The sequence below is a fragment of the Streptomyces sp. NPDC001890 genome, assembly GCF_042891445.1.
In the GTDB taxonomy this organism is placed as follows: domain Bacteria; phylum Actinomycetota; class Actinomycetes; order Streptomycetales; family Streptomycetaceae; genus Streptomyces.
This window is the reverse complement of the sequence record NZ_JBIATE010000008.1, coordinates 254,013-276,559: the sequence shown is the minus strand read 5'-3', so window position 1 is coordinate 276,559 and position 22,547 is coordinate 254,013. Positions and strand designations below refer to the sequence as shown.

At 71.6% G+C, this 22,547-nt stretch carries 21 protein-coding genes; 2 read left to right on the top strand and 19 right to left on the bottom strand.

Translation table 11 applies throughout. The annotated features are described in order from the left end of the window. Positions 1-46: 46 nt before the first annotated feature. Positions 47-979, bottom strand: a complete 933-nt coding sequence (fmt, locus tag ACFYY1_RS22280; RefSeq protein WP_388588051.1) for a methionyl-tRNA formyltransferase — start codon at positions 977-979, stop codon at positions 47-49. 229 nt (positions 980-1,208) lie between these two features. Between fmt and ACFYY1_RS22275 the strand changes: the two genes are divergently transcribed. Beyond that, positions 1,209-1,751: a hypothetical protein gene (locus ACFYY1_RS22275; protein WP_266735848.1), complete on the top strand. Its 543-nt coding sequence runs from the start codon at positions 1,209-1,211 to the stop codon at positions 1,749-1,751. A gap of 131 nt (positions 1,752-1,882) precedes the next feature. Here ACFYY1_RS22275 and ACFYY1_RS22270 read toward each other — a convergent pair whose 3' ends face one another. From ACFYY1_RS22270 to pyrR, 14 genes are all read right to left on the bottom strand, one after another. Continuing rightward, positions 1,883-4,027, bottom strand: a complete 2,145-nt coding sequence (locus tag ACFYY1_RS22270; RefSeq protein WP_388588047.1) for a primosomal protein N' — start codon at positions 4,025-4,027, stop codon at positions 1,883-1,885. A gap of 127 nt (positions 4,028-4,154) precedes the next feature. Continuing rightward, positions 4,155-5,363: a methionine adenosyltransferase gene (gene metK / locus ACFYY1_RS22265; protein WP_266735852.1), complete on the bottom strand. Its 1,209-nt coding sequence runs from the start codon at positions 5,361-5,363 to the stop codon at positions 4,155-4,157. 243 nt (positions 5,364-5,606) lie between these two features. Beyond that, on the bottom strand, positions 5,607-6,809 hold the full coding sequence (gene coaBC / locus ACFYY1_RS22260) for a bifunctional phosphopantothenoylcysteine decarboxylase/phosphopantothenate--cysteine ligase CoaBC (RefSeq protein ID WP_388588043.1): 1,203 nt from the start codon (positions 6,807-6,809) through the stop codon (positions 5,607-5,609). A gap of 133 nt (positions 6,810-6,942) precedes the next feature. Continuing rightward, entirely contained in the window at positions 6,943-7,215 is a 273-nt protein-coding gene (rpoZ, locus tag ACFYY1_RS22255; protein WP_003970369.1) for a DNA-directed RNA polymerase subunit omega, read from the bottom strand. 98 nt (positions 7,216-7,313) lie between these two features. After that, positions 7,314-7,931 (bottom strand): guanylate kinase, encoded by a 618-nt coding sequence (gene gmk, locus ACFYY1_RS22250; protein ID WP_388588040.1) that lies wholly within the window; start codon positions 7,929-7,931, stop codon positions 7,314-7,316. A gap of 38 nt (positions 7,932-7,969) precedes the next feature. After that, complete coding sequence (locus ACFYY1_RS22245; RefSeq protein WP_014157387.1) at positions 7,970-8,293, bottom strand: integration host factor; 324 nt, start codon at positions 8,291-8,293, stop codon at positions 7,970-7,972. A gap of 245 nt (positions 8,294-8,538) precedes the next feature. Continuing rightward, a complete protein-coding gene (gene pyrF, locus ACFYY1_RS22240) occupies positions 8,539-9,378 on the bottom strand; it encodes an orotidine-5'-phosphate decarboxylase (RefSeq protein ID WP_388588036.1) in 840 nt (279 codons plus the stop codon). Beyond that, positions 9,375-10,484: a quinone-dependent dihydroorotate dehydrogenase gene (locus tag ACFYY1_RS22235; RefSeq protein ID WP_388588033.1), complete on the bottom strand. Its 1,110-nt coding sequence runs from the start codon at positions 10,482-10,484 to the stop codon at positions 9,375-9,377. Before ACFYY1_RS22235 ends, pyrF begins: the two co-directional genes overlap by 4 nt. Before the next feature lie 64 nt (positions 10,485-10,548). Continuing rightward, on the bottom strand, positions 10,549-13,857 hold the full coding sequence (gene carB / locus ACFYY1_RS22230) for a carbamoyl-phosphate synthase large subunit (RefSeq protein ID WP_388588030.1): 3,309 nt from the start codon (positions 13,855-13,857) through the stop codon (positions 10,549-10,551). Next, positions 13,850-14,992 carry a glutamine-hydrolyzing carbamoyl-phosphate synthase small subunit gene (gene carA / locus ACFYY1_RS22225; protein WP_388588028.1) on the bottom strand — a complete coding sequence of 381 codons (1,143 nt, stop codon included), beginning with the start codon at positions 14,990-14,992 and terminating at the stop codon, positions 13,850-13,852. The genes carB and carA overlap by 8 nt, the downstream gene beginning before the upstream one ends. Continuing rightward, entirely contained in the window at positions 14,989-15,567 is a 579-nt protein-coding gene (locus ACFYY1_RS22220) for a hypothetical protein (protein ID WP_388588026.1), read from the bottom strand. Before ACFYY1_RS22220 ends, carA begins: the two co-directional genes overlap by 4 nt. Further along, positions 15,564-16,850 (bottom strand): dihydroorotase, encoded by a 1,287-nt coding sequence (locus ACFYY1_RS22215; RefSeq protein ID WP_388588023.1) that lies wholly within the window; start codon positions 16,848-16,850, stop codon positions 15,564-15,566. Before ACFYY1_RS22215 ends, ACFYY1_RS22220 begins: the two co-directional genes overlap by 4 nt. Positions 16,851-16,852: 2 nt before the next feature. Beyond that, a complete protein-coding gene (locus tag ACFYY1_RS22210) occupies positions 16,853-17,839 on the bottom strand; it encodes an aspartate carbamoyltransferase catalytic subunit (protein WP_360920546.1) in 987 nt (328 codons plus the stop codon). Positions 17,840-17,932: 93 nt separating this feature from the next. Next, the gene (pyrR, locus tag ACFYY1_RS22205; RefSeq protein WP_388588021.1) at positions 17,933-18,517 is read right to left on the bottom strand and encodes a bifunctional pyr operon transcriptional regulator/uracil phosphoribosyltransferase PyrR; all 585 of its coding nucleotides are present in this window, start codon (positions 18,515-18,517) and stop codon (positions 17,933-17,935) included. Between the two features lie 221 nt (positions 18,518-18,738). On the opposite strand from pyrR, the gene bldD reads away from it, so the two are divergent. After that, positions 18,739-19,239, top strand: coding sequence for a transcriptional regulator BldD (bldD, locus tag ACFYY1_RS22200; protein WP_014044812.1), 501 nt, complete (start codon positions 18,739-18,741; stop codon positions 19,237-19,239). A 183-nt stretch (positions 19,240-19,422) separates the two neighbouring features. Here the strand turns inward: bldD and nusB are convergent, their stop codons facing one another. The 4 genes from nusB to ACFYY1_RS22180 all read right to left on the bottom strand — a co-directional run bounded on the left by nusB (position 19,423) and on the right by ACFYY1_RS22180 (position 22,488). After that, positions 19,423-19,854: a transcription antitermination factor NusB gene (gene nusB, locus ACFYY1_RS22195; protein ID WP_266735866.1), complete on the bottom strand. Its 432-nt coding sequence runs from the start codon at positions 19,852-19,854 to the stop codon at positions 19,423-19,425. A gap of 2 nt (positions 19,855-19,856) precedes the next feature. Further along, complete coding sequence (efp, locus tag ACFYY1_RS22190; RefSeq protein ID WP_376624340.1) at positions 19,857-20,423, bottom strand: elongation factor P; 567 nt, start codon at positions 20,421-20,423, stop codon at positions 19,857-19,859. Between the two features lie 50 nt (positions 20,424-20,473). Further along, a complete protein-coding gene (locus tag ACFYY1_RS22185) occupies positions 20,474-21,580 on the bottom strand; it encodes an aminopeptidase P family protein (RefSeq protein WP_388588017.1) in 1,107 nt (368 codons plus the stop codon). A gap of 86 nt (positions 21,581-21,666) precedes the next feature. Next, the gene (locus ACFYY1_RS22180) at positions 21,667-22,488 is read right to left on the bottom strand and encodes a Pro-rich N-terminal domain-containing protein (protein WP_388588015.1); all 822 of its coding nucleotides are present in this window, start codon (positions 22,486-22,488) and stop codon (positions 21,667-21,669) included. Positions 22,489-22,547: the final 59 nt, after the last annotated feature.

The following is a 22,547-nucleotide window of genomic DNA, read 5'->3' as shown; positions in this document are numbered from 1 at the left end:
GGGCGAACCCTCCCAGCCTACGTCGCCGCCCCGGCCCCGGAGAGCCTCAGCCCTCCAGCAGCTCGCCGTGGGCGATCCGCACCCCGCGGGCCCAGTCCGCGGCCCGCATCGGCTTCTTGCCCTGGGGCTGGACCCAGAGCAGCTCGACCGCGTGCGATCCGGTGCCCACGTACACGTTGTTCTTGGCCGCCGACAGCTCGCCGGGCGCCAGATCGGCACGGTCCAGCACGGGCACCGCCTGGATCAGCTTCAGCCGCTCCCCCCGGAACAGCGTCCACGCGCCGGGCGCGGGCGTGCAGCCGCGCACCACGCGGTCGACCCGCAGGGCCGGGGCGGACCAGTCCACCTGGGCGTTCTCGACCGTGATCTTCGGTGCGAGGGTGATCCCGTCGGCGGGCTGCGGCACGGCGTGCAGGGTGCCGTCCTCGATGCCGTCCATCGTGGCGACGAGCAGCCCGGCACCGGCGAACGCCAGCCGGGTGAGCAGGTCGCCGCTGGTGTCGGTGGGACGCACCTCCTCGGTGAGCACGCCGTAGACCGGGCCGGAGTCGAGCCCCTCCTCGATCAGGAAGGTCGACGCGCCGGTCACCTCGTCCCCGGCCATGACCGCGTGCTGCACGGGGGCCGCACCGCGCCAGGCGGGCAGCAGCGAGAAGTGGAGGTTGACCCAGCCCCGGGCGGGGACGGCGAGCGCCTCCTTGGGGAGCAGCGCACCGTAGGCGACGACCGGGCAGCAGTCCGGGGCGATCTCCCGCAGCCGGGCGAGGAAGTCCTCGTCGCGCGGCCGGGCGGGCTTGAGCACCTCGATGCCGGCTTCCTCGGCGCGCTCGGCGACGGGGCTGGCGACCAGGCGGCGGCCCCGCCCGGCGGGGGCGTCGGGCCGGGTCACGACGGCGGCCACCTCGTGCCGGTCGGAGGCGATCAGGGCGTCCAGGGCGGGTACGGCTACCTCGGGGGTGCCTGCGAAGACGAGCTTCATGGGTGGCTGACTGCCTCTCGGGCCGGAACGTACGGTGACGAGCAACGCACCAGTCTATGGGCCCGGCGGCCGGGGGGCGTACGCATGACTGCGCGCCCCTCTGAAGGCCGCACGCGCCCCTGAAGCGTGACCAGATCCACAGGTGAGGCGTTGGTCAAGAGAGATTGACCGAAGCGAGCCGCCACGGTGCGGCCCGATCCCTTTCAACGCCGGTTCGAGAGGCTTCTTCATGGCCGACCACGCAACCCACGACGCCCAAGCGAGGGCCAGTCTGCATCTGTTGGTGCGCGACATCGAGCGGGTCCGGCGGCAGGTGGACGCGCTGCGCACGCTCACCGCCCAACTGGGCAACGTCTACCGTCCGCGCCGCTCCGGCCCGTCCACGGGCTTCGTCGTCTACGGCAGGGCCCCGGCCCCCACTGTCAGGCTCGCCCAGGAACTGCGCGACAGCGTCGAGACCCTGGTCACCGCGGCGGTCGACTTCGACCGCTCGCTGGGCTTCTCCTGGGACGCGGTGGGCTCCGCGCTCGGGGTCACCAAGCAGGCGGTGCACCGCCGCTACGGTGCACGCCGCAACGCCCGCCAGCCGGGGGCGGCCGAATCCGGCGCGGAGACCGCGGTGCCGCGCCCGCTGCCCGGCTCCGCCAACCCGTCCGCGCTGCCGCCCGTCGTGCCTGCCGCGCGCTCCATGCCTCCGCAGCCTTCGGCGGACCGCCCGTCACTGCGCGAGGACCTGCGCCCCGGCGTCTTCCCCGGCCCGCGCAACGGCTGACCGCCCCGCTCCCTGCCCCGCCGCGCCGACGCCCGGCGGGGCAGCCGCATACCCGCACCCGGGCTCCCGGCCCCCGGACGGCGCCGGACGCCGCGCGCTCCGCAGCGCCGCCCGGCCCCGGGCCCACCGCGTCACCCGATGTCCGGCGGATCCACCCTGATCCGGACCTGCTCGCCGCTCCCCCGGGACATCCGGGCCGCCTGCGCGGTCTTCAACGCGGCCGCCAGCCCCGCCCCGCTGCCCGGAGGCACCCTGAGCAGGACCCGCTCCCAGGACTCCCCGTGGGGCGCGTCCCCGGGTCTGCGGGGCCTGCCCGGTCCGGTGACCGGTACCGGGACCGGGCCCAGCACCTCCGCCTCCGGCGGCAGCTCGGCCGCCGCGAGGAACGCGGTCAGCGCCTCGGGCCCGCCGGTCACCGCGGCCATCCGGGACACCGGCGGGAAGCCCAGCTCGGCCCGCTCCGCCAGCTCACGACGGGCGTGGCCGACCGGGTCCCAGCGCACCAGGGCCTGCACCGGCCGCAGCGTCGGCTCGGCGACGACCACCACCGTGCCGCCCTCCGGCTGGCCGCGCACCAGCGAGGCCGCGGCCGTCCAGCGGCGCAGCGCCTCCTCGCCGGCCCTGAGGTCGGGTCGTCCCACCATGGCCCAGCCGTCCAGCAGCAGGGCGGCCGCGTAGCCGCCCTCGGCCACCGGCTCGGCGCCGGGGGTGCTGACGACCAGCGCGGGGACGTCCGGCACCGAGTCGAGGATGTGGTCGCGGCCGGAGGTCCGCACCGGCACGGCGGGGAACGCCCGGCCGAGCTCCTCGGCCGTACGGCGGGCGCCGACGATCTGGGCCCGCAGCCGGTGGGATCCGCAGGCGGCGCAGTGCCAGGACGTCTCGGCCCGACCGCACCAGGCGCAGTCGAGCGCCTGCTGGTCCGGTGCCTGAAGCGGTCCCGCGCAGTGCCGGCACCGGGCGGGCTCGCGGCAGCGCTCGCAGGCGAGGCGCGGCGCGTATCCCCGGCGCGGCACCTGGACCAGGACGGGGCCACTGCGCAGCCCGTCCCGTACCGTCTGCCAGGCCAGGCTGGGCAACCGGGCGGCCCGCGCGGCGCCGTCCCGCACCAGCTCGCCGTCGCCGACCGTACGGACCAGGGGCGCCGCGGTCCGCAGCTGCTCCCGGTCCGCGCGCAGCGGCAGCGCCCAGCCGCTCTCGACCAGCTGGGCGGCCTCCACCGTGCAGCTCGTACCGCCGAGCAGGAAGGCGCAGCGGCCGTGCGCGGCCCGCAGTTCGAGCACTTCGCGGACGTGCGGGAAGGGCGCGTTGTCGTCGCTGTGACTGGCGTCCCCGTCGTCCCAGACCGCGACCAGGCCGAGGTCCGCGACCGGGGCGAACATCGCCGCTCGCGTCCCGACGACCGCCCGTACCGAGCCGCGCCGCACGGCGAGCCACTCCCGGTACCGCTTCTCCGGTCCGGAGTCGGCGGTCAGCAGCGCGTGGCGCCCGGGGCCGAGCAGCGCGGTGAGTGCGGCGTCCACCCGAGCGGCGGTCCGGCCGTCGGGGACGACGACGAGGGCGCCGCGCCCGGACGCGAGCGTCGCGGCCATGGCCCTGGCGATCTCCTCGGGCCAGTGGGGTCCGGGCAGCGCGGTCCAGACGGCCCGGGGGGCACCGCCCTCGGCCAGTGCCCGCAGGAACGCCGGCCCCTGTGCGTACCGCTCCCAGCTCCCCGGCGACGGCGCGGGCGGCGGGGGCAGCGGCTCGGGCGAGGGTCTGGACTCGGCCCTCGCGTTGCGTGGCGGCACGGCGAGCTGGAGCACATCGGCGAGGCTGCCCGCGTAGCGGTCGGCGACGGACCGCGCGAGCGCGAGCAGCTCGGGGCCCAGCACCGGTTCGGTCGAGACGACGGAGGCGAGCGCGGCGAGGGCGCCCGGGTAGTCCGACTCGGCGAGCCGCTCGACGAGGAAGCCGTCGATCAGCCCGCCGCCCTCGCGCCGGCCGCCGCGCACATTGCGTCCCCCGGCCCCGAAGCGGACCCGCACCCGCACTCCCGGCCGGGCCTCGGCGTCGAGCTCCTCGGGCACCGCGTAGTCGAAGTACTGGTCGAGGTGGAGCACGCCCTTGTTGACCAGCACCCGGGCAACGGGAAGCTCCTTGGCGAGCGCGGCGCCGCGCCAGGTCCGCGGCTTGGCCCGGGGCACCTTGGCCTTGCGCACCGTCTCCCGGATCAGCGCAAGCTGCTCCGGGGCCCCGTCGCCGGGGTCCTCGGATCGCTCGTTGTCGCTGCTCACAGCCAAATTCCTACCAGACACGACTGACAGCGGCCCCGTCGAGGCGGTGCCGGGGCCCGGACGCGCCGGGGCCCGGACACCATGTGCGGTGTCCGGGCCCCGGCGTACGGACCAAAAGGCGGCGGGCCTACAGTCCGGCCGCCGCGCGCAGCGCGTCCACGCGGTCGGTGCGCTCCCAGGTGAAGTCGGGAAGCTCACGGCCGAAGTGGCCGTAGGCCGCGGTCTGGGCGTAGATCGGGCGGAGCAGGTCGAGGTCGCGGATGATCGCGGCCGGGCGGAGGTCGAAGACCTCGCCGATGGCGTGCTCGATCTTCTCGGTGTCGACGGCGGCGGTGCCGAACGTCTCGACGAACAGACCGACCGGCTCGGCCTTTCCGATCGCGTACGCGACCTGCACCTCGCAACGGGCGGCGAGGCCCGCGGCGACGACGTTCTTGGCGACCCAGCGCATGGCGTAGGCGGCGGAGCGGTCGACCTTCGACGGGTCCTTGCCCGAGAAGGCACCGCCGCCGTGACGGGCCATGCCGCCGTAGGTGTCGATGATGATCTTGCGGCCGGTCAGACCCGCGTCGCCCATCGGGCCGCCGATCTCGAAGCGCCCGGTCGGGTTGACCAGCAGCCGGTAGCCGTCGGTGTCCAGCTTGATGCCGTCCTCGATCAGCTGCCCGAGCACGTGCTCGACGACGAACTCGCGGATGTCGGGCGCGAGCAGCGAGTCGAGGTCGATGTCGCTGGCGTGCTGCGAGGAGACGACGACCGTGTCGAGGCGGACGGCCTTGTCGCCGTCGTACTCGATGGTGACCTGCGTCTTGCCGTCGGGGCGCAGGTACGGGATGGTCCCGTTCTTGCGGACCTCGGAGAGCCGGCGGGAGAGCCGGTGCGCGAGGTGGATCGGGAGCGGCATCAGCTCGGGCGTCTCGTCGCAGGCGTAGCCGAACATCAGGCCCTGGTCGCCGGCGCCCTGCTTGTCGAGCTCGTCCTCGTCGCCCTCGACCCGCTTCTCGTAAGCGGTGTCGACACCCTGCGCGATGTCGGGAGACTGCGCCCCGATGGACACCGAGACACCGCAGGAGGCACCGTCGAAGCCCTTCTTCGAGGAGTCGTAGCCGATCTCCAGGACCTTGTTGCGTACGAGGGTCGGAATGTCGGCGTAGGCCTTGGTCGTGACCTCACCCGCAACATGCACCAGACCGGTGGTGATCAAGGTCTCGACGGCGACGCGGGACCGGGGGTCCTCGCGCAGCAGCGCGTCGAGAATGGTGTCGCTGATCTGGTCAGCGATCTTGTCGGGGTGACCCTCGGTGACGGACTCCGAGGTGAAGAGACGGCGGGACACATCGCTCCCTGGGGTTGCAGCGGCTGCTGGCTGATCATTTGGCGGACGGCCGGGAGCTGCGCCCGGCACGGTCCGGGGGTCAGTTTATCGTTCGCGCCCGTCCGGCGGACCACGTGTCTCGCCCTTTGGGAGTTCTGTGACCTGCGGCACGGCCCTGCGGAGCGGGCCGATTCCCCTCGGGCGATGCCATTTACGCCCATATCCCAAGGGTTTCGGCCCGGCCACGGACACGTCACGAGAAATTCATCCGAGACGTGACGACACGAGATCCCAGACCGTGTCGGCGAGCGCTTCCTTGGGACCGTACGGCACCTGGGTCTCTCCACCGTCGGCGGCGAGCACCACCGCCTCGTTCTCCTCCGAACCGAAGGTCCGGCGCTCCCCCACCTCGTTGACGACGAGGAGGTCGCAGCCCTTGCGGCGGAGCTTCTCCCGGCCGTTGGCGAGGACGTCGTCGGTCTCGGCGGCGAATCCGACGACGATCTGCTCCGGCCGGGCGCGTTCACCGGCCACCTCGGCGAGGATGTCGGGGTTGCGGACCAGCGTGATGGGCGCGGGCTCCTGGCCGTCCTTCTTCTTGATCTTCCCTGTGGCGTACTCGGCGGGGCGGAAGTCGGCGACCGCCGCCGCCATCACGACCACGTCGGCGTCCGCCGCCGCCTTGAGCACGACCTCGCGGAGCTGCACTGCGGTCCCCACGTGCAGGACGTCGGCGCCTGCCGGGTCGGGCAGGCCGGTGTTGGCCTCGACGAGGGTGACCCGGGCGCCGCGGGCGACCGCGGTACGGGCCAGGGCGTAGCCCTGCTTGCCGGAGGAGCGGTTGCCGAGGTAGCGCACCGGGTCGAGCGGCTCGCGCGTACCGCCCGCGCTGATCACCACATGGCGGCCGGCCAGGTCGGGTTCGACGGGTCCGCGGGCCAGTACCCGGCGGCAGACCTCGAAGATCTCCCCGGGATCGGGCAGCCGGCCCTTGCCGGTGTCGACACCGGTCAGCCGGCCGACGGCGGGCTCGATCACGACGGCGCCCCGGCGGCGCAGCGTGGCGACGTTCTCCTGGGTGGCGGGGTGCTCCCACATCTCGGTGTGCATGGCGGGCGCGAAGACGACCGGACAGCGGGCGGTGAGCAGCGTGTTGGTGAGCAGGTCGTCGGCGAGGCCGTGGGCCGCCTTGGCGAGCATGTCGGCGGTGGCGGGGGCGACGACCACCAGATCGGCGCCCTGCCCGATCCTGACGTGCGGCACCTCGTGGACGTCGTTCCAGACCTCGGTGGAGACCGGGTGGCCGGAGAGCGCGGACCAGGTGGCCGCTCCCACGAAGTGCAGCGACGACTCGGTCGGTACGACGCGCACGTCATGACCGGACTCGGTCAGCCGGCGCAGCAGTTCGCACGCCTTGTACGCGGCGATGCCTCCGCTGACCCCCAGAACGACCTTCGGCTTGTCCACTGCGTCTCCCCGCACTCGGATACGAACACCCCCCATGCTGCCTCACCGGGGCCGGTCCGCCGCTGTCGCCCCGGACACACCTCAGGCCCGGCGGTCGCGGCCGCCGGGCCTGAGGTGAAGGTGCAATTCCTGCTTACTGCGCGGGGCCCTCGATGGCCTCGGAGGTGAGCAGGCCCGCGTTGATCTCGCGGAGCGCGATCGAGAGCGGCTTCTCGTGCACGTGGGTGTCGACGAGCGGACCGACGTACTCCAGGAGACCCTCGCCGAGCTGCGAGTAGTACGCGTTGATCTGGCGCGCGCGCTTGGCGGCGTAGATCACGAGGCTGTACTTCGAGTCGGTGGCCTCGAGGAGCTCATCAATCGGCGGGTTGATGATGCCCTCGGGCGTGGTGATGGAAGAGGACACTCTCTGCCTTCCGAAGGGGGTAAAGATCAAAGAAATCTTTGACGGTGCGGAGTTCCGCGGTGGCGCGTACCGAATGCGTCAGCATTCCTCAGCGTTTATCAGTCGCTGTCGGCACGCTGGCCGGAAGCCTCCAGCATCAAGGCTAGCAGCTCACGGGCCACGTCCTCGACGGAGGTGTTGACCAGCGTCATGTCGAACTCGGCCTCGGCGGCCAGTTCGACCTTGGCGGCGGCGAGCCGGCGGTCGATCACCTCGGGCGCCTCGGTGCCGCGGCCGGTGAGCCGGCGGACCAGCTCCTCCCAGCTCGGCGGGGCCAGGAAGACCAGCCGGGCGTCCGACATCGACTGCCGGACCAGCCGGGCACCCTGGAGATCGATCTCCAGCAGCACCGGCTCGCCCGCCTCCAGGCGGTCGAGCACGGCGCGGCGGGGCGTGCCGTAGCGGTTGCCCGCGAACTCGGCCCACTCCAGCAGCTCGCCGTTGGCGATCAGCTTGTCGAACTCCTCGTTGTCCACGAAGAAGTAGTGGACACCGTTGCGCTCGCCGGGGCGCGGCTTGCGGGTCGTCGCCGACACCGAGAGCCAGACCTCGGGGTGGACCTTGCGCATATGAGCGACGACCGTGCTCTTGCCGACCCCGGAGGGGCCGGAGAGCACGGTCAGCCGCGGACGTACGTCCGGGGGTACGGGGGACGTCCCCCGGGATGTTGCAGCCATGGAGCGATTATCCAGGTTCTCAGGAGTGCCTGAGAACGTCAGGCGGCGCTGCCGCCGAACTCACGCTCCAGTGATGCGATCTGGTTGGAGCCGAGACCCCGGACCCGGCGGCTCTCGGAGATGCCGAGCCGCTCCATGATCTGCTTGGCGCGGACCTTGCCCACGCCCGGCAGGGACTCCAGAAGGGCGGAGACCTTCATCTTGCCGATGACGTCGTTCTCCTGGCCCTGCTTGATGACCTCGTGGAGGGAGGCGCCGGAGTGCTTGAGTCGATTCTTGACCTCGGCCCGCTCCCGGCGAGCCGCGGCGGCCTTTTCGAGCGCGGCTGCGCGCTGTTCAGGGGTAAGGGGCGGAAGAGCCACGCCTACGTCACCTCGGATGTCGATCTGTCGGATACGGACCGGTGAGGAAGCCGGAAAGCTCCACACCAGGTGAGCGACGGACAACTTGTGTACGTCGGCTCTCGTCGGAGACTAGCGGCCAAGGCCGCCGGAGTCAGCGAGAACCAACGAAAAGTCCTGGTCAGCCTTGGCCGACCAGGACATTTCTGGCATAACAACCGAGTTTTTTGGTCAGGAAAGAGTCAACACCCGGTTACGTGGCATGGTCAGCCACCCGTCACGGCCGCCCGGATCTCGTCCGTGAGCCGTTCGGCGGCACCCCGCAGCCCCGCCACGTCCGGTCCCTGACTCAGTACGCCGCGGCTCACGCTGGGCACCACATTGCCCACCGAGGCGCCGAAGACTCCGGGCAGATCCGCGGGCGTCGCGCCCTGCGCCCCGATGCCGGGAGCGAGCAGCGGGCCGTTGATCGCCAGGTTCGCCCCCGCGTCCCCGAGCGTGGCTCCGACCACCGCGCCGACGGAGCCGAGCGGGGCCATCCCCTCGTTCTCGGCGGCCATGTGGTCGAGCATGAGCTGGGCCAGCGAGCGGCCGTCGGCGGCGGTGGCGCGCTGCACCTCGGCGCCCTCCGGGTTGGAGGTGAGGGCCAGCACGAAGACGCCCGCGCCGGACAGGACCGCCGCGTCGAGCGCCGGACGCAGCGAGCCGAAGCCGAGGTACGGCGAGACGGTGACCGCGTCCGAGAACAGTGGCGAGTCCTTCTCCAGGTAGGTCGCCGCGTAGGCGCCCATGGTGGAGCCGATGTCGCCGCGCTTGGCGTCCATCAGCACCAGCGCGCCGGCCGCCCGCGCCTCCTGGACCGCCTTCTCCAGGACGGCGATGCCGCGCGAGCCGAAGCGCTCGAAGAACGCGGACTGCGGCTTGAGCACGGCGACCCGGTCGGCCAGTGCCTCCACGACGGTGCGCGTGAAGCGTTCGAGCCCGGCGACGTCGTCGTTCAGCCCCCAGGCGGTGAGCAGCGAGGCGTGCGGGTCGATGCCGACGCACAGCGGGCCCCGGGTGTCCATGGCGCGGCGCAGGCGCGCGCCGAAGTGTTCGGTGCTCATGCGGTGGCCTTCCTGGTCTCTGCGCCGACGGCCTCGGCGAGGGTGGCGTACGGGGAGGCGGCCAGGCGCGCGGCCAGGCCCTTGTGGATGGCGCGGGCGTAGAACGGCCCCTCGTAGATGAAGGCGCTGTAGCCCTGGACGAGGGTGGCGCCGGCCAGGATGCGCTGCCAGGCGTCCTCGGCGTTCTCGATGCCCCCGACGCCGACCAGGGTGATCCGGTCGCCCACGCGGGCGTAGAGGCGGCTCAGCACCTCCAGGGAGCGGGCCTTGAGGGGGGCGCCGGAGAGTCCGCCGGTCTCCTGGACCAGGGACGGCGAGGACTTCAGGCCGAGGCCCTGGCGGGCGATGGTGGTGTTGGTGGCGATGATGCCGTCCAGGCCCAGCTCGACCGCGAGGTCCGCGACCGCGTCGACGTCCTCGTCCGCGAGGTCCGGGGCGATCTTGACGAGCAGCGGGACCCGGCGTCCGGTGACGGTCCGGTCGGCCGCCTCGCGCACGGCGCCGAGCAGGGGCCGCAGCGCCTCGGTGGCCTGGAGGTTGCGCAGCCCCGGGGTGTTGGGCGAGGAGACGTTCACGACGAGGTAGTCGGCGTGGGCGGCGAGCCGCTCGGTGGACTTCACGTAGTCGGCGGCCGCCTCGGCCTCCGGCACGACCTTCGTCTTGCCGATGTTGACGCCGACCGTGGTCCGGAAGACCGGCCTGCGGGCGGCGAGGCGGGCGGCGACGGCGGCCGAGCCCTCGTTGTTGAAGCCCATGCGGTTGATCAGCGCGCGGTCCTGGACGAGCCGGAAGAGGCGCTTCTTGGGGTTGCCGGGCTGCGGCTCGCCGGTGACCGTTCCGATCTCGACGTGGTCGAAGCCGAGCATCGACATGCCGTCGATCGCGACGGCGTTCTTGTCGAAGCCGGCGGCGAGGCCGAACGGGCCGTGCATCCGCAGGCCGAGGGCCTCGGTGCGCAGTTCCTCGTACCGGGGCGCGAGCGCGGCGGCGACGAAGGTGCGCAGCACGGGGATCCGGGCGGCGAGGCGGATCCACCGGAAGGCCAGGTAGTGGGCCTGTTCCGGGTCCATCCGCTTGAAGACCAGGCGGAAGAAGAACTTGTACATCGGGGTGTCCTCGGTGTCCTCACGGAGAGGGGGACACCGTTTCCGGTGTCCCCCTGCCGTTCTGCTAGTCGCGGGCCGCGGTCAGATGCTCCGCGTGTTCCTGGAGGGACCTGACGCCGACGCCCCCGTGGGTGAGCGCGTCGATGCCCTGGACGGCGGCGGCGAGCGCCTGGACCGTCGTCAGGCACGGCACGGACCGGGCCACGGCCGCGGTACGGATCTCGTAGCCGTCGAGGCGGCCGCCCGTCCCGTACGGCGTGTTGACGATGAGGTCGACCTCGCCGTCGTGGATCAGCTGGACGATGGTCTTCTCGCCCTGCGGGCCCACGCCCTCGGACTGCTTGCGCACGACCGTGGCGTTGATGCCGTTGCGCTTGAGGACCTCGGCGGTGCCGGAGGTGGCGAGCAGCTCGAAGCCGTGGGCGACGAGTTCGCGCGCCGGGAAGATCATCGAGCGCTTGTCGCGGTTGGCGACGGAGATGAAGGCGCGGCCCTTGGTGGGCAGCGGGCCGTACGCGCCGGCCTGCGACTTGGCGTACGCCGTGCCGAAGACCGAGTCGATGCCCATGACCTCACCGGTGGAGCGCATTTCCGGGCCGAGGACGGTGTCGACGCCGCGGCCGTGGATGTCGCGGAAGCGCGACCACGGCATGACGGCCTCCTTGACGGAGATCGGCGCGTCCAGCGGCAGGGTGCCGCCGTCGCCCTCGGCCGGGAGCAGGCCCTCGGCGCGCAGCTCGGCGATGGTCGCGCCCAGCGAGATGCGGGCGGCGGCCTTGGCGAGCGGGACCGCGGTCGCCTTCGAGGTGAAGGGGACGGTGCGGGAGGCGCGCGGGTTGGCCTCCAGGACGTAGAGGATGTCGCCGGAGAGCGCGAACTGGATGTTGATCAGTCCGCGTACGCCGACGCCCTTGGCGATGCCCTCGGTGGAGGCCCGCAGCCGCTTGATGTCGTAGCCGCCGAGCGTGATCGGGGGCAGCGCGCAGGCGGAGTCGCCGGAGTGGATGCCGGCTTCCTCGATGTGCTCCATGACGCCGCCGAGGTAGAGCTCGGTGCCGTCGTAGAGCGCGTCGACGTCGATCTCGATGGCGTCGTCGAGGAAGCGGTCGACCAGGACCGGCCGGGTGGGGCTGATCTCGGTGGACTCGGCGATGTACGAGGAGAGGCGCATCTCGTCGTACACGATCTCCATGCCGCGGCCGCCGAGCACGTAGCTGGGGCGGACGAGGACGGGGTAGCCGATCTCGTCGGCGATGGCCTTGGCCTCGTCGAAGGTGGTGGCCGTGCCGTGCTTCGGGGCGGGGAGTCCGGCCTCGGCCAGGACGCGGCCGAAGGCACCGCGGTCCTCGGCGGCGTGGATGGCCTCCGGGGACGTGCCGACGACCGGCACACCGTTGTCCTTGAGCGCCTGCGACAGGCCCAGCGGGGTCTGGCCGCCGAGCTGGACGACGACACCGGCGACCGGTCCGGCGAGGGTCTCCGCGTGCACGATCTCCAGCACGTCCTCCAGCGTCAGCGGCTCGAAGTACAGGCGGTCGGAGGTGTCGTAGTCGGTGGAGACGGTCTCCGGGTTGCAGTTGACCATCACGGTCTCGTAGCCCGCGTCGCTCAGCGCGAAGGAGGCGTGGACGCAGGAGTAGTCGAACTCGATGCCCTGGCCGATGCGGTTGGGGCCGGAGCCGAGGATGATCACCGCGGGCCTGGTGCGGGACGCGACCTCGTTCTCCTCGTCGTAGGAGGAGTAGAAGTACGGCGTCTTCGCGGCGAACTCGGCGGCGCAGGTGTCGACCGTCTTGTAGACCGGGCGGATGCCCAGCGCGTGCCGCACCTCGCGCACGACGTCCTCGCGCAGGCTGCGGATCTCGGCGATCTGCGCGTCGGAGAAGCCGTGCCGCTTGGCCTCGGCCAGCAGCTCGGGGCCCAGCTCGTCGGCGGCGGCGAGCTCGTCGGCGATCTCCTTGATCAGGAAGAGCTGGTCGACGAACCAGGGGTCGATCTTCGTGGCGTCGAAGACCTCTTCCTGGGTGGCGCCGGCCCTGATCGCCTGCATGACGGTGTTGATCCGGCCGTCGGTCGGGCGGACCGCCTCGGCCAGCAGCTCGGCCTTGTCGCCGGGCTCGCCGACGAAGGTGAACTGCGAGCCCTTCTTCTCCAGCGAGCGGAGCGCCTTCTGGAGCGCCTCGGTGAAGTTCCGGCCGATCGCCATGGCCTCGCCCACCGACTTCATGGTGGTGGTGAGGGTGGAGTCGGCGGAGGGGAACTTCTCGAAGGCGAACCGCGGGGCCTTGACCACGACGTAGTCGAGGGTCGGCTCGAAGGAGGCCGGGGTCTTCTCGGTGATGTCGTTGGGGATCTCGTCGAGCGTGTAACCGACGGCCAGCTTGGCGGCGATCTTGGCGATCGGGAAGCCGGTGGCCTTGGAGGCGAGCGCCGAGGAGCGGGAGACGCGCGGGTTCATCTCGATCACGATGACCCGGCCGTCGGTCGGGTCGATGGCGAACTGGATGTTGCAGCCGCCGGTGTCGACGCCGACCTCGCGGATGATCGCGATGCCGATGTCGCGCAGCCGCTGGTACTCGCGGTCGGTGAGCGTCATCGCCGGGGCGACGGTGATCGAGTCACCGGTGTGGACGCCCATCGGGTCGAAGTTCTCGATGGAGCAGACGACCACGACGTTGTCGTTCTTGTCGCGCATCAGCTCCAGCTCGTACTCCTTCCAGCCGAGGATGGACTCCTCCAGGAGCACCTCGGTGGTCGGCGAGAGCGTGAGGCCCTGTCCGGCGATGCGGCGCAGCTCGTCCTCGTCGTGCGCGAAGCCGGAGCCGGCGCCGCCCATGGTGAAGGAGGGGCGGACGACGACGGGGTAGCCGCCGAGCGTCTCGACGCCGGCGAGGACGTCGTCCATGGAGTGGCAGATGACCGAGCGGGCGGACTCGCCGTAACCGATCTTCGCCTTGACGGCCTCGACGACGCCCTTGAAGAGGTCGCGGTCCTCGCCCTTGTGGATGGCCTCGACGTTGGCGCCGATGAGCTCGACGCCGTACTTCTCCAGGACACCGTTCTCGTGCATGGAGATCGCGGTGTTGAGCGCGGTCTGGCCGCCCAGGGTGGGGAGCAGCGCGTCGGGGCGCTCCTTGGCGATGATCTTCTCGACGAACTCGGGGGTGATCGGCTCGACGTACGTGGCGTCGGCGATCTCCGGGTCGGTCATGATCGTCGCCGGGTTGGAGTTCACCAGGATGACGCGCAGGCCCTCGGCCTTGAGGACGCGGCAGGCCTGGGTGCCGGAGTAGTCGAATTCGGCGGCCTGGCCGATGACGATCGGGCCGGAGCCGATGACCAGGACGGACTGGATATCGGAGCGCTTAGGCACGCTGGCCCTCCATCAGGGAGACGAAACGATCGAAGAGGTACGCGGCGTCGTGCGGGCCGGCGGCTGCTTCGGGGTGGTACTGGACACTGAAGGCGGGCTGGTCGAGGAGCTGGAGCCCCTCGACGACCTGGTCGTTCAGGCAGACGTGGGAGACCTCGGCGCGGCCGAACTTCGTCTCGGACACCTTGTCGAGCGGGGCGTCGACGGCGAAGCCGTGGTTGTGCGCGGTGACCTCGACCTTGCCGGTCGTACGGTCCTGCACGGGCTGGTTGATGCCGCGGTGGCCGTACTTCAGCTTGTAGGTGCCGAAGCCGAGGGCGCGGCCGAGGATCTGGTTGCCGAAGCAGATGCCGAAGAGCGGGGTCTTCCGCTCCAGGACGCCCTGCATGACGGAGACCGGGTGGTCGGCGGTGGCCGGGTCGCCGGGGCCGTTGGAGAAGAACACGCCGTCGGGCTCGACCGCGTACACGTCCTCCAGGGTGGCGGTGGCGGGCAGCACGTGCACCTCGATGCCGCGCTCGGCCATCCGGTGCGGGGTCATGCCCTTGATGCCGAGGTCGATCGCGGCGACGGTGAACTTCTTGGTGCCGATCGCGGGGACGACGTACGTCTCCTTGGTGGCGACCTGGGCGGAGAGGTCGGCGCCGACCATCTCGGGGGCCCGCAGGACCCGGGCCAGCAGCGTGGCCTCGTCGGCGACGGCGTCACCGGAGAAGATGCCGACGCGCATGGCGCCGCGCTCACGCAGGTGGCGGGTGAGCGCGCGGGTGTCGACACCGCTGATGCCGACGACGCCCTGGCGTTCCAGCTCCTCGTCCAGCGAGCGCTGCGCGCGCCAGTTGGAGGGGACCCGGGCGGGGTCGCGGACGACGTAGCCGGAGACCCAGATCCGTCCGGACTCGGGGTCCTCGTCGTTCACCCCGGTGTTCCCGACGTGCGGGGCGGTCATCACGACGACCTGGCGGTGGTAGGAGGGGTCGGTCAGCGTCTCCTGGTAGCCGGTCATGCCGGTGGAGAAAACCGCCTCGCCGAAGGTCTCCCCCACGGCCCCGTAGGCACGGCCGCGGAAGGCGCGGCCGTCCTCCAGGACGAGTACGGCGGGAGCTTTGGCGGCTCCCCGGGTGGAGATCGTCATCGTGCGGTGCCTTCCGTAGTTCTGGTGAGTTGGTCGATGGCCTCGACCCAGGCCGGGTGCTCGGCGGAGCGGTCGGAGCGGAATCCGGAATCGATCAGCTTGTCGCCGTGCGCCCAGGTGATGATCAGCAGGCCGCCCTCGGGGAGGACCTTGCCCGCGATGCCCTTGTCGAGCCGGGCCCCGCGCAGGGCGGCGGCCGGCACGAAGAAGTCGGCGGCCCCGGGCCGTACGACGTCCAGGCCCTGTTCGGTCAGGGTGAGCTCGACGCGGCTGCGGGTGCCCAGGCCGTGGGCGACGATCCGGTCGAGCCACTGCCCGGCGGTGGTCGAGGCGTGGTACCGGCCGGTCAGCGCGAGCAGCTTCTCGCCGTCCGCGAACCCCTCGGGGGTGGCGGCGAGCTCCGGCAGGCCGGACTGGAGGCTGCCCCGCCACTTCCATCCCTGGCGCATCAGCCAGTAGACGAAGGCGATGAGGACGATCAGGGCGATGACCCAGCTGATCCGGGCGGACCAGTCGGTCACCTCTGCCGACTTCCGTTCGGCGGCGAGGTGGTACAGAGGGGTGAGTGATGTCACGCGAGCTTCCCGTCGACGACCGTGGCACGGCCCCGCAGGAAGGTGTGGGTGACTCGGCCCGGCAGCTCGCGCCCCTCGTACGGAGTGTTGCGGCTGCGGGAGGCGAAGCCCGCGGGGTCCACGACACCACGGTAAGCCGGATCGACCAGGGTGAGGTTGGCGGGCTCACCGGCCGAGACGGGCCGGCCGTGTCCGTCGAGCCGTCCGATGGCGGCCGGGCGGAACGACATCCGGTCGGCGACGCCCGCCCAGTCGATCATTCCGGTCTCGACCATCGTCTGCTGGACGACGGAGAGCGCGGTCTCCAGACCCACCATGCCCATGGCGGCGGCGGCCCACTCGCAGTCCTTGTCCTCGTGCGGGTGCGGGGCGTGGTCGGTGGCGACGCAGTCGATGGTGCCGTCGGCGAGCGCCTCGCGCAGGGCCATGACGTCGGCCTCGGTGCGCAGCGGCGGGTTCACCTTGTAGACCGGGTTGTAGGACCGTACGAGCTCGTCGGTCAGGAGCAGGTGGTGCGGGGTGACCTCGGCGGTGACGTTCCAGCCCTTGGACTTGGCCCAGCGGACGATCTCGACGGAGCCCTCGGTCGACAGGTGGCAGATGTGCACCCGGGAGCCGACGTGGGCGGCGAGCAGCACGTCGCGGGCGATGATCGACTCCTCGGCGACGGCGGGCCAGCCGCCGAGACCGAGTTCGGCGGAGACGACGCCCTCGTTCATCTGGGCGCCCTCGGTGAGGCGGGGCTCCTGGGCGTGCTGGGCGACGACGCCGTCGAAGGCCTTCACGTACTCCAGCGCGCGGCGCATGATCACCGCGTCGTCGACGCACTTGCCGTCGTCGGAGAAGACCTTCACCCCGGCGGCCGAGTCGTGCATGGCGCCGAGCTCGGCCAGCTTCTTGCCCTCCAGCCCGACGGTGACGGCGCCGATCGGCTGCACGTCGCAGTAGCCGGACTCCTTGCCGAGCCGCCAGACCTGCTCGACGACACCGGCGGTGTCGGCGACCGGGAAGGTGTTGGCCATGGCGTGCACGGCGGTGAAGCCGCCGACGGCCGCGGCCTTGGTACCGGTGAGGACGGTCTCGGAGTCCTCGCGGCCGGGCTCGCGCAGGTGGGTGTGGAGGTCGACCAGGCCGGGCAGCAGGATCTGGCCCTCGGCCTCGACGACGGTCGCGTCGCCGGCCTCGATGCCGGTGGAGACGGCGGCGATGGTCTCGCCGTCGATCAGGACGTCCTGGGGTTCGCCGCCGAGGATCTTCGCGCCGCGGATAAGGATCTTGCTCATGGTTACTTGTTCTCCTCGGTACGGGACGGGGCGGCGGGGGCGGCGGATTCGTACCCGCCCAGCAGCAGGTACAGGACGGCCATGCGGATCGAGACGCCGTTGGCGACCTGCTCGACGACCGTGCACCGGTCGGAGTCGGCGACCTCGGCGGTGATCTCCATGCCGCGCACCATCGGGCCGGGGTGCATGACGACGGCGTGCTCGGGCATCCGCGCCATGCGGTCGGCGTCCAGGCCGTAGCGGCGGGAGTACTCGCGCTCGGTCGGGAAGTACGCGGCGTTCATCCGTTCACGCTGCACACGCAGCATCATCACCGCGTCGGACTTCGGCAGCACGTCGTCGAGGCTGTAGCTGACGTCGCAGGGCCACCGCTCCACGCCGACCGGGACGAGGGTCGGCGGGGCCACCAGGGTGACGTGGGCGCCGAGCGTGGTCAGCAGGTGCACGTTGGAGCGGGCCACCCGGCTGTGCAGGATGTCGCCGACGATGGTGATCCGGCGGCCTTCGAGGTCCCGGCCGAGACCGCTGTCGGTCCCGACCAGGCGGCGGCGCATCGTGAAGGCGTCCAGGAGGGCCTGGGTGGGGTGCTCGTGGGTGCCGTCACCGGCGTTGACGACGGCGCCGTCGATCCAGCCGGAGGTGGCGAGGCGGTACGGGGCGCCGGAGGCGCCGTGCCGGATGACGACGGCGTCGGCGCCCATCGCCTCCAGGGTCAGCGCGGTGTCCTTGAGCGACTCGCCCTTGGAGACGGACGAGCCCTTCGCGGAGAAGTTGATGACGTCCGCGGAGAGGCGCTTGGCGGCGGCCTCGAAGGAGATGCGGGTGCGGGTCGAGTCCTCGAAGAAGAGGTTGACGACGGTACGGCCGCGCAGGGTGGGGAGCTTCTTGATCGGCCGGTCCGCGACCCTGGCCATCTCCTCGGCGGTGTCGAGGATCAGGACGGCGTCGTCGCGGGTGAGGTCGGCGGCCGAGATGAGGTGGCGCTTCATCTGGGTGTTCTCCGGGTGGCTGGAGGATTCAGGCATGCGGGCGTGCGGAAGCCGCGGTACGGGCTCGTGGTGCGCCGTACGGGTGTGGTGGGGCTACTGCTCGCCCGTGGGGGCGGTCCGCTCGACGCCGAGCAGCACGGCGTCCCGGCCGTCCTCCTCGGCGAGCTGGACCTTGACCGTCTCCCGCAGCGACGTGGGGAGGTTCTTGCCGACGTAGTCGGCACGGATCGGGAGTTCGCGGTGACCGCGGTCGACGAGGACGGCGAGCTGCACCGCGCGGGGCCGGCCGATGTCGCCCAGGGCGTCGAGGGCGGCGCGGATCGTGCGGCCCGAGAAGAGGACGTCGTCGACGAGGACGACCAGGCGGCCCTCGATGCCCTCGCCGGGGATGTCGGTGCGGGCCAGGGCACGCGCCGGGCGCAGCCGCAGGTCGTCGCGGTACATGGTGATGTCGAGGGAACCGACCGGCATCTTCCCGCCAGTGATCTCTTCGAGCTTCTCGGCGAGCCGGCGGGCGAGGAAGACGCCTCGCGTCGGGATGCCGAGGAGAACCACGTCGTCGGCGCCCTTGGCGCGTTCGACGATCTCGTGGGCGATCCGGGTCAGTACCCGGGCGATGTCGGGAGCCTCCAGAACGGGGCGTGCCGCATTGCCGGGGGCTTCGTGCTGTGCGTCCATAAGAAACGGACCTCCTTCTCCGTCTCACGGGACGGACCTTAAAGGACGTCGAAATTGCGTCATCCACGTTACCAGGGCTTGCACCGGCCCCCGCTCCCACCCCCGGGAGATGCCGGTCCGGACCATTCGGCTTGACGCATCCAAGTAACGCTGCGTAACCTCACAGTGAGTTACCAGCAACGCGGCGGAGCCGCGAAATATCCCAGCGTCCGGGGAGCCTTATGTCCAGCGAATACGCAAAACAGCTCGGGGCCAAACTCCGTGCCATCCGCACCCAGCAGGGCCTCTCCCTCCATGGCGTGGAGGAGAAGTCCCAGGGCCGCTGGAAGGCCGTCGTGGTCGGCTCGTACGAGCGCGGCGACCGTGCCGTGACCGTGCAGCGCCTCGCTGAGCTCGCGGACTTCTACGGGGTCCCGGTCCAGGAGCTCCTGCCCGGTACGACGCCCGGCGGTGCCGCCGAGCCGCCGCCGAAGCTCGTCCTGGACCTGGAGCGCCTCGCCCACGTCCCGCCGGAGAAGGCCGGTCCGCTGCAGCGCTACGCGGCGACGATCCAGAGCCAGCGCGGTGACTACAACGGCAAGGTGCTCTCGATCCGCCAGGACGACCTGCGCACACTGGCCGTGATCTACGACCAGTCGCCGTCCGTGCTCACGGAGCAGCTGATCAGCTGGGGTGTGCTGGACGCGGACGCGCGTCGCGCCGTGGCCCACGAAGAGGGCTGACGGCCCCCTGAAGAAACGTACCGCCGTGTCGGTGCGGTTCACCCCAACGGGTGCCCGCGCCGGCACGGCTTTTTCGTGTGCTCCGGGCCGCGCGCGACGGTACGCGTGTGACGGGCCCACGCACGCCGAAGGGCCCACGGTCGAGCGACCGCGGGCCCTTCGGCGGCTGAACGGCCGCCGGAGCTACTGCTCCCGGCGGAGGTTCGGCTTGAGGTCCTTGAAGCGGGCCAGCAGCCCGTTGACGAAGGACGGGGAGTCGTCGGTGGAGAACTCCTTGGCGAGCTGGACCGCCTCGTCGATCACCACTGCGTCCGGGGTGCCGTCCTCCCAGATCAGCTCGTAGGCGCCGAGCCGCAGGATGTTCCGGTCGACGACCGGCATGCGGTCGATCTCCCAGTCCACCGCGTAGGTCACGATGAGGTCGTCGATCCGGTCCGCGTACTGCGCGTACCCCTCGACGAGCTCCATCGTGTACTCGGTGACCGGCGGCTGACGGTTGTCGGCCCGCGAGTGCCGCACCCAGTCCGCGAGGACCGTCTGCACGGACTCGCCGCGCTGGTCGGCCTCGAAGAGGATCTGGAAGGCGCGCTTGCGGGCCTTGTTCCGGGCAGCCACGGTTAGCTGTTCACCCGGCCGAGGTAGTCGCTGGTGCGGGTGTCGACCTTGACCTTCTCACCGGTGGTGATGAAGAGCGGGACCTGGATCTGGTAACCGGTCTCCAGGGTGGCGGGCTTGGTGCCACCGGTGGAGCGGTCGCCCTGGACGCCCGGCTCGGTCTCCTTGATGACGAGCTCGACGGCGGCCGGGAGCTCGACGTAGAGCACCTCGCCCTCGTGCTGCGCCACGGAGGCGGTGAAGCCCTCGATCAGGAAGTTGGCGGCGTCACCGACGGACTTGCGGTCGACCATGAGCTGGTCGTAGGTGTCCATGTCCATGAAGACGAAGTACTCGCCGTCCATGTACGAGAACTGCATGTCGCGACGGTCGATGGTGGCCGTTTCGACCTTCACACCGGCGTTGAACGTCTTGTCGACGACCTTGCCGGAGAGCACGTTCTTGAGCTTGGTGCGCACGAAGGCCGGGCCCTTGCCGGGCTTGACGTGCTGGAACTCGACGACGGACCAGAGCTGGCCTCCGTCGAGCTTGAGCACCATGCCGTTCTTGAGGTCGTTCGTGGAAGCCACGGTTGCGGAATCTCCTGGACTGAAGCTGGTGGAACGACCGAGGATGCGCGCTAGAGCGCGAGCAGCTCCTTGGTCGTAATGGTGAGTAGCTCGGGTCCGCCGTCCGCCTCGGGGCGCACGACGAGCGTGTCATCGATCCGGACCCCGCCCCGGCCCGGGAGGTGGACCCCCGGTTCGACGGTGACCGGCACACAAGCGTCCAGTTTACCCATGGCCGCAGGTGCCAACTGCGGGTCCTCGTCGATTTCGAGTCCCACCCCGTGCCCGGTCCAGGGTGCCAGGCCCCCTCCGTGCCCCGCCGAGTCCAGGACATGGCGGGCCGCGCGGTCCACGTCGCGGTAGGCGGCGCCCGGTACGAGGGCCTCGCGCCCGGCCCGCTGAGCGGCGAAAACCAGGTCGTAGAGCTCGATCTGCCAGTCGGCGGGCGTCGTCCCGATGACGAACGTGCGGCCGATCTCGCAGCGGTAGCCGCGATAGTTCGCGCCGAGGCAGACGGAGAGGAAATCTCCTTCCTCCACCCGCCGGTCCGAGGGGCGGTGGCGGCCCTGGCCCGAGTTCGGGCCGGTGGCCACGGAGGTGGCGAAGGCGGGGCCGTCGGCGCCGTGGTCCACCAGGCGGCGCTCCAGCTCCAGGGCGAGATGCCGTTCGGTGCGGCCCACCAGGATGGATTCGAGGAGTTCGCCCAGGGCCTGGTCGGTGATCTCGGCGGCGATCCGCAGGCAGGCAATCTCCTCCTCGTCCTTGACCACCCGCAGCTGCTCGACGGTGGCCCCGAGATCTTCCAGCCTCAGCCGCGGGGCGACCGAGCCCATGGCCCGGTGGCGGGCGACCGTCAGATGGTGCTCCTCGACGGCCAGCGACTCGGCGCCCGAGGAACCGGCCAGATCGGCGGCCGCGACCACCGGATCGCCGTCGGAGGGCGGCAGCAGGGCGACCCGCAGCTGATCGTCGGTGCGCCCGTCGGCCGGGTCGCCGCCCGAGGCCCGGGGAGAGACCAGGACGTCCCCGGCGGGTCCGAGCAACAGCACGGCGCCCGGCGGTGCACCGCCCGCGAGATAGCGGACGTTGGCGGGGCGGGAGACCAGGGCGGCCGCGGATCCGACGGCGGCGCACCGGTCGCGAAGCAGCCCGCGGCGGACGGCGTACACCTCTGACATGTCACGAGCCTACGAGCGACGGCGCGGGCCTGCTCGGTCAGCGCGCCCGACCGGGGGGCTGACGGGCACCGGATGCACCACCCGGTTCACCAGGTCGGCGGGCTGGCTATGGAGCGGGCGAGGATGTCGTCCAGGACGCGGGCTGTGGTCTCCACGTCGTACGTCGAGTTGTCGATGATCGGCAGGCCGGAGCCGTACCAGCCGGCCATCCGGCCATGGATCCTGGCGACCTCCTCGTCCGAGAGGCGGCGGTTGCCGCTTCGGGCGGCGTTGCGCTCCAGCACGATCTCCAGGCCGGGCAGCAGGACGACGGGCAGGAGCCCGGGGCCGACGTGGCGCTTCCAGCCGCCGAGCCCGACGACCGGGCGGTCGGGGAAGACGGCGTCGTCGAGGATGCAGGAGATGCCGTTGGCGAGGAAATTACGGGCGGCGAAGCCGCAGGTGCGGCGGGCCAGGCGGTACTGGGCCTCGGAGTGGTCGTTCCACCCGGACTGCGGGTCGGCGAAACCGGAGCAGACCCATTCGCGCACGTCGTCGAGGCTGACATGGGCGGTGGGCACCCGGCGGCGGCTGGCCCACAGCTTGGCCACGGTGGTCTTGCCGGCGCCCGCGGGGCCGATCAGCAGGACCGCGAGGGTCGTGCTGCCGGTGCCGGGCTCGGCGGGCGGCGCGGGCAGCGGGACCGGGCCGCCGGGCGGCAGCTGGACGTGTCCCGTGGTCTCCCTGAGGGGAGGGCCCGGGGCGTGGTGCGGGGCGGGCCCGCTCCACCCGCCGGGCGCCGGCGGGGTGATGGGCGGCGGCCCCGGCGGACCGGGGTGGCCGGGGTGCTGGGCCTGGTGCGACCAGCCGGCAGGTCCGCTTCCGGGTCCTTGGGGCGGCGGCAGCGGGGCCCCCACTGCGTGCTGCATCCGGTGCCACTCCGTCTCGTACAGTCAACTGGCGCTGGTGGAACGGCAACCGTACCGTC